The 6,677-nt window shown below is 62.0% G+C and carries 4 protein-coding genes and 1 pseudogene; 2 read left to right on the top strand and 3 right to left on the bottom strand.

Going from position 1 to position 6,677, the window contains the following annotated elements; all coding sequences use genetic code 11:
* Window positions 1–855: 855 nt before the first annotated feature.
* Complete coding sequence (locus ACRQEC_RS09475) at window positions 856–1,845, bottom strand: aldo/keto reductase (RefSeq protein WP_284890536.1); 990 nt, start codon at window positions 1,843–1,845, stop codon at window positions 856–858.
* Window positions 1,846–2,004: 159 nt separating this feature from the next.
* Here ACRQEC_RS09475 and ACRQEC_RS09470 point away from each other — a divergent pair.
* Window positions 2,005–2,889, top strand: a pseudogene (locus ACRQEC_RS09470) (diacylglycerol/lipid kinase family protein); the annotation flags it as partial.
* A 135-nt stretch (window positions 2,890–3,024) separates the two neighbouring features.
* Here the strand turns inward: ACRQEC_RS09470 and ACRQEC_RS09465 are convergent.
* Window positions 3,025–4,167 carry a branched-chain amino acid aminotransferase gene (locus ACRQEC_RS09465; protein ID WP_284890538.1) on the bottom strand — a complete coding sequence of 381 codons (1,143 nt, stop codon included), beginning with the start codon at window positions 4,165–4,167 and terminating at the stop codon, window positions 3,025–3,027.
* Window positions 4,168–4,197: 30 nt separating this feature from the next.
* Window positions 4,198–5,268: a 3-isopropylmalate dehydrogenase gene (locus ACRQEC_RS09460; RefSeq protein ID WP_284890540.1), complete on the bottom strand. Its 1,071-nt coding sequence runs from the start codon at window positions 5,266–5,268 to the stop codon at window positions 4,198–4,200.
* A gap of 175 nt (window positions 5,269–5,443) precedes the next feature.
* Here ACRQEC_RS09460 and ACRQEC_RS09455 point away from each other — a divergent pair, with 175 nt between their 5' ends.
* Window positions 5,444–6,625, top strand: a complete 1,182-nt coding sequence (locus ACRQEC_RS09455; RefSeq protein ID WP_284890542.1) for a thiolase family protein — start codon at window positions 5,444–5,446, stop codon at window positions 6,623–6,625.
* Window positions 6,626–6,677 lie beyond the last annotated feature (52 nt).

The raw sequence follows: 6,677 nt of genomic DNA, 5'->3' as shown, positions 1-6,677 counted from the left end.
GGCGAGTGGTTTAGCGGGGTGCGACATGGATTAATAATACCATCACCAGTAAACTATTTCAAGGACAGTGCACTAGCCCGTTTTAGGCAAGCGTATTCCAAAGTGATTTCTCGTGGAATTCGAGAGTGAAACAGGTTTAACCAGTGTGCCGTGATTGTCATGGAAACTCCCCAAACAGCACACCTATGATTAACTCATGACCACACCGTCAACCGCCGAATGGTCAATGGCCGCGATTATTTCTAATGTGGGTGCCCTGCCTGGCACGCGAAAAAGGCCGACGCAGCTTTCAGGAGTTCATTGACATCGCGTAATTCCTGGTTCTCTCGGCGTAGCCGCATATTCTCCGCTACCACGTCTTCTTTCGCCCGTCCGACAGACTCGTTCTTACGAGCCTGCTGGACCCATCGGCGGATCGTGTGCCAGGAAACGTCAAATTTGGGCGCTACAGCCTTGCAAGCATCTTGTAAAGACATACCACTCTTAGTGCGGATCCGCTCCTCGACAAGACGTATAACGCAGTCCTTAGCTTCCTGATCAAATTTCTTTGGCATGAAACATGATGATACCAGAAAGAGTTATAAGTACCCATATCCCTAACCTGTACCTATATATACACTTCTCTCTACTTACACGAAAGATAAACACACGGGAAATGCGCCGACCAAAAGTTTATTACCCCCGCTCGCGCGGGGAAAAGCGGCCTACCTAAGCCATATCCCAAACCTTGACCTACCCACGCCTTAGCGTGGAAAACCGCTCGCTACGAGCCTAGTCGATGGAGGCGAACCTAGAAAACCAACACACTTGGGAACTTCCGCCAATCTTCCGAACCAGACGGCCACCCCACAGCCCCTAGAACAACGCCACCTTCTCCGGCGGCGGGAAGATTGCGTCGAGCTCAGTTAGGTCCGCACTGCTCGGTTCCCACACCAGGGAGGCTGCATTCTGGCGGACTTGCTGCGGCGTCGTCGCACCGGCAATAACGGAAGCCACGCACGGCCGCGCGGCCAACCACGACATCGCCACCTGCACCGGCGTCAAGCCGCGCGCCTGCGCGAACGCAACAAAAGCCTCAATCTGATCCCAGTCCGTGGACTCCAGCAGCGCCGCCTTCGAGTGCGCAATTCGCGAGCCCTCCGGAGCCGCACCGCGCCGATACTTACCTGTCAACAAGCCGTTCGCCAGCGGGAAATACGGGAAAATCCCCAGGCCAAAGCGCTGCGCGGCCGGCACCACCTCCAGCTCCGCGCGCCGATCAATCAAGTTGTAATGCGACTCTGTAGCAATCGGCCCCACCAACCCGCGCGCCGCCGCCACATGCGAGGCATCAGCAAGTTGCCACCCGGCGTGGTTCGACGTCGCGTAATACCGAATTTTGCCCGCCCGCACCGCATCCGACAGCGCCTCGAGCGTCTCCTCGGGCGGCGTTACACCATCTGGCGTGTGATAAAAATACAGGTCAATCGCCTCTACGCCGAGCCGGCGCAACGATGCCTCCAAGGCCCGCGTCACGTAGCGCCGCGAACCGCGCACCCCGTAATCCGCACCGTTGCGCCCCTGCATATCCATACCGAATTTTGTTATAACGACGACGCCGCGGGCCAGCTCACCCGCTTCCCGCAACGCCGTTCCGAACATAATTTCCGAAAGTCCGGGCTCTTTGCCGTACACGTCGGCAAGGTCGAAGGTGGTGATTCCCTCTTCAAGCGCGGCCCGCACGACGGCATTCGTGCCTCCTTGTGTTTCGGTTCGCGTGTGGGCGCGGCCAAAATTATTACCACCTATGCCGACGGCGGAGACCATCAGGCCGGACTTCCCTACCGGGCGATACGTCATTGTCATACCGCCAGCCTAGCGGACACCGGCCGCGCCCGTTCGGCAGCTCGGTTACGATGAGGGAACAGTGCTCACCTGTGAGCGGTGTTTTCAGGCGCGGCCCCGGCAGAGAATTGTGAGGTTCGGAGCGCGCCACCACCACCGAGGGAAAGAGGGCTTGCCACTATGCCAGATTCTGCGGCGCAGCAGCACCAGCACAACGGCTATCCGGAGGGACCGCGCCCGATCCGGCGCGTCGTCCTCCTCACTAACCCGACCGCCGGAAAGGGCCGCGCTACTTCTCTAGCTGCCCACATGACCGCTGAGCTGCTAAAACACAACGTTGACGTGATAGGGCACTACGCCACCACCGTCGCGGAAACTCGCAAGAATGCCAGATTATCGCTGGCCGATCCCAATATCGACGCGTTGGTGGCCTGCGGTGGGGACGGATTGGCGAATCTCATCGTGCAGGAGCAGGCCGGCACCGGCAAGCCGCTCGGCTTGGTTGCTGGCGGAACCGGGAACGATATTGCGCGCGGGCTTAGCATTCCGCTCGACGTCGCCGGGGCCGCCCGCACCATCGCATCCGGGTATACGGTGATCACCGACCTGGGCCTGGCCATTCGCGAAGTAAACGGTGTTTCCCAACCCGAATGTCGCTATTTTGCCTCGATCCTCGCGGCGGGGATCGATACCCGCATTAACGCGCGGGCGAAGCAAATCCGGTGGCCGGGTGGTTCGGCCGCCTATTTCCTCGCGGTGCTTGCCGAAGTGGCGGCCATGCGCACCACCCCGCTCACCTTGAGTATCGACGGCGGTGATACCTTCACTCTGGAAGCTACCCTCTGCGCTGTGGGTAATACCCGCAGTTACGGAGGCGGGATCCGGATGTGCTCGCACGCTGATCCGCGTGATGGCAAGCTGGCCCTCACCGTCGTCGGCCCCGTATCGCGCCGCACCGCGGCCCGCAGCCTCCGCAATATCTACACCGGAGATTTTTCCAAACTGCGCGATATCGTCACCCAGATTCAGGTCAACAGTGTTCGCTTGGAAATGCCCGGTCTTATTCCTGCGGTCGACGGCGAAGACCTCTTCCCCACCCCGCTGAGCGTGACGGTGGCCGCCGGTGCCGGCTGTTTCCTCGTCCCGCCGCCGCGCGTAGCTCAACTCGGCCCCGCGCGTAGTGAAACCCAGCCCAGCCCGCTAAGCGATCCGGTACATCCACCCGAAGGGATCTTCGCGAGTGCCGTTTTGGATTCCCGTGAGTTCCTCGTAAATCCGCTGCGCCACGGTGTGGGTAGGCAGCTCGACGCTGAAATCTTCCCCGGTGAGCTGGCCGATGGCAGTCACCACGGCCGCGGTCCCGCAGGCGAACATTTCCGCCACGCTACCGTCCTGAATTCCGCTCACCACATCGCGCAAAGCGAGGGTATCTTCGCGTACCTCCACCCCGGCGCGGCGCAGCAGCTGCATAATGCACGAACGAGTATTACCGGGCAGGATATTGCCGGTAAGTTTCGGGGTGGCCACGCTGCCGTCGGCGTAGACCACGAAGACGTTCATCCCGCCCAGCTCATCAAGGTTTGTGGCGGTTGCGGCGTCGAGGAAAAGAACCTCATCGTAGCCGGCCGCACCCGCGGTGACCTTGGGCAGCAGCGAGGCCGCGTAGTTCCCGCTGGTCTTCGCCGCGCCCATGCCGCCGGGGCCGGCACGGTGGTAATCGGGCTCCACCCACACCTTGATGGGCTGGAAACCGTTGGGGAAATACGCCCCGGCCGGCGAGGCGAGCACGATGTATTCGTAGGCCGCGGCCGCCCGCACCCCGAGGAAAGCTTCCGAAGCGAAAATGAAGGGCCGCAGGTACAGCGATTCACCCGCAGCTCCCGGAACCCAGCGCCGGTCCTGGCGCACCAGATCCACCAGCGAGGCCACGAAATCATCCACAGGCAACTCCGGGATAGCGAGCCGATGCCCGGAGAAGTTCAGGCGCGCCCCGTTGTAGGTGGGGCGGAACAACCATAGCGATCCATCCGCGTGCCGGTAGGCTTTCAGGCCCTCAAAAACTTCCTGGCCGTAGTGGAGCACCGCGCCGGCCGGGTCCAGGCTGAGCGGCCCGTAGGGCACAATGGCGTGGTTGTGCCAGCCTTGTTCCGCGGTCCAGGTTGCCCGCGCCATGTGATCGGTGAAGTAGCGGCCGAAACCGGGGCCGGCCAGAACCTGGCTGACCTCCTCCTCGCTGGCCGGGTGCTCATTCGGATGCACAGCGAACCGCCCCGCGAGGCTATCCGCCGGCGCGGGGGTGGTAGCGGCAGCTTCCATTTCTTTCGGAGTCATCGGAACGCTCATACCTGAGTCCTTCTTTCTTCGTGGTGATCCTTAGCGGTTATCTTCCATAGCGGCGAGAATAGCATCCCCGATCTGGGCGGTTGTGCGGCGCAATGGCACACCGGCCGCCGCGGCCGCGGCGCGTGCTTCCATATCCGCCCGGATAGCCGCCTCAATACGCGCGGCCGGCCCGGCGAGCCCGAGGTGGCGCAGCATCAGCGCCACGGAGGCGATGGTCGCCGTCGGATCGGCTTTCCCGGTCCCCGCGATATCCGGTGCCGAACCGTGGATCGGTTCGAACATGGAGGGGAAATCGCCTTCAGGGTTAATATTGCCCGACGCCGCAAGCCCCACTCCCCCGCTTACCGCCCCGGCTTCGTCGGTCAGGATATCGCCAAACAGATTATCCGTCACGATAACGTCAAAACGCTGCGGGTCGGTCACCAGGTAAATCGTGGCGGCATCCACATTGCAGTAATCAACGTTGACATTCGGGTACTCCGCGGCGAGGCGATCAACGGTACGCTGCCACAGCCCACCCGCGTGCACGAGCACATTGGTTTTGTGGACGAGGGTAAGGCGGCGGCGGGGCCGGGAGGCGGCCAGCTCAAAGGCATAGCGCACCAGGCGCTCAGTTCCGTGAGCGGTGTTGACAGATACTTCCGTTGCCACTTCGGTGGGCATGCCGCGGTGAACACTGCCCCCGTTGCCCGAGTACAGCCCTTCGGTTCCTTCGCGCACCACCACCAGGTCAATATTTCCCGGTTCTGCCAGCGGGGTGGGAACCCCGGGATAGAGCACACTGGGCCGCAAATTAACGTAGTGGTCAAAGGCGAAGCGCAGCCGTAGCAAAATCTCCCGCTCGAGGATTCCCGCGGGCACCCGCGGATCCCCGATAGCCCCGAGCAGCAGCGCATCATGCCCCGCCAGCGCCTCCAGATCCGCACTGCCCAGGGTTTCCCCGGTATCCAGGTAGCGTTGCGCCCCGATACTGTAGGAGGTCACGCTCAGCTCCGTGCCACTTTCCGCCAGCGCGGCGCGTAACACTTTGAGACCTTCGGGCACGATTTCCGGACCGATGCCATCCCCGGCAATAACGGCAAGATTAATAGAGGCGCGCATGTGGTGAGTATACGAGATCCGTCCACCTAGTGAGACCCAACATCTCACTTTGCGAGACGCTCGCGTGTGGCGTGACGGCACGGAGATCCGTTCTCTCGGGAGGTTAGGTACGTCTCCTGGAGCCGGCGCCGCTCTCCTCGTAGAATTGAATTCTTGAATCTCTGGAGGCAAGGTTATGGCGTTCGATTCAACTATCGTCATTGTCGGCGGTGCTCGCATCCCCACGGGGAAGTTCCGCGGCTGCTACGCGAATACCCCCGCGCATGAATTAGGTGCGGCTGCGGCGCGCGCGGCTGCGGAGCGAGCCGGCATCCCGATGGCGGATGTGGATGATTTCGTGGTGGGGTGCGTGGGCCAGACCGGCGCCGATGCCTATATTTCCCGCCGTATCGCTCTGACTGCCGGGGCGCGTGCCTCCTCCACTGCCCTGACTGTCAATCGGGTGTGCGGCTCCGGGGTGCAGGCTTTGGCCAGCGGCGCGAGCGCCCTGCGTTCCGGGGACGCGCGCATCGTCATGGCCGGCGGTGCGGAAAATATGACGCGCCAGCCGGTGATGGATTTTTCGCGGGCCGGTCATCTCGATGGGCCCGAGCACGTGGATGGCACATTTTCGCTAATTTCTGATCCGTTCTCGGGCCGGCCGATGGGCTGGACAGCCGAGCGGGTGGCGGAAAAATTCAGTATTTCGCGCGCCGAGCAGGATGCTTTTGCGGCCCAATCCCAGGCCCGCGCCCAAGCCGCCATCACATCCGGAGCTTTCGATAAGGAAAAGGTCCCTTTCACGATTGATGCCGGGAAGCCAACGGAGCGCGTCGTCGTTGCTGAAGAGTATCCGCGCACGGGGGTGACCGTTGAAACGCTCAGCCACCTGCGCCCCGTTTTTGCCGCGCACGGTACCGTGACGGCCGGTAATTCTTCTGGGATTAACGACGGCGCAGCCATGCTTGTCCTCATGCGGGAAGAGGATGCGATTGCGGCGGGTGTGGATATTCTGGGTGAGCTGGTGGATGTGGCGACCGTCGGCGTGGAACCGGAGTATATGGGCTATGCGCCGCGTTTGGCTATTGAGAAGGTGCTGGAGCGCACCGGCCTGAGCCGGGCGGATATTGGTTGGGTGGAACTTAATGAGGCTTTTGCCTCCCAGGCGATTGCGGTGATTCGCGATGCGGAGTTGGATCCGGAGATTGTTAACCCGCTGGGCGGGGCGATTGCGCTGGGTCATCCGGTGGGCGCCTCGGGTGCGATTATTTCGCTGCGTGCCCTCCTCAACCAGCGCGAACGCGGAATTGAGCATTCGCTTGTAACGCTGTGTATCGGCGGCGGGCAGGGCATCGCCGCAATTATTCGCGCCCGCTAGCGGCACACTGTCCACGAACAGCGAGCACCCCGCCCACGAACAGCGGCGAGGC

Origin of the sequence: Actinotignum saccati (assembly GCF_051265055.1) — a bacterium.
In the GTDB taxonomy this organism is placed as follows: Bacteria; Actinomycetota; Actinomycetes; order Actinomycetales; family Actinomycetaceae; genus Actinotignum.
This window is presented reverse-complemented; position numbering and strand designations above follow the sequence as displayed.

Bases quoted from the DNA above. Each gene is read 5' to 3' on its own strand.
- ACRQEC_RS09475 (WP_284890536.1), bottom strand. From the start codon at position 1,845: ATGACAATGACGTATCGCCCGGTAGGGAAGTCCGGCCTGATGGTCTCC.
- ACRQEC_RS09465 (WP_284890538.1), bottom strand. From the start codon at position 4,167: ATGAGCGTTCCGATGACTCCGAAAGAAATGGAAGCTGCCGCTACCACC.
- ACRQEC_RS09460 (WP_284890540.1), bottom strand. From the start codon at position 5,268: ATGCGCGCCTCTATTAATCTTGCCGTTATTGCCGGGGATGGCATCGGT.
- ACRQEC_RS09455 (WP_284890542.1), top strand. From the start codon at position 5,444: ATGGCGTTCGATTCAACTATCGTCATTGTCGGCGGTGCTCGCATCCCC.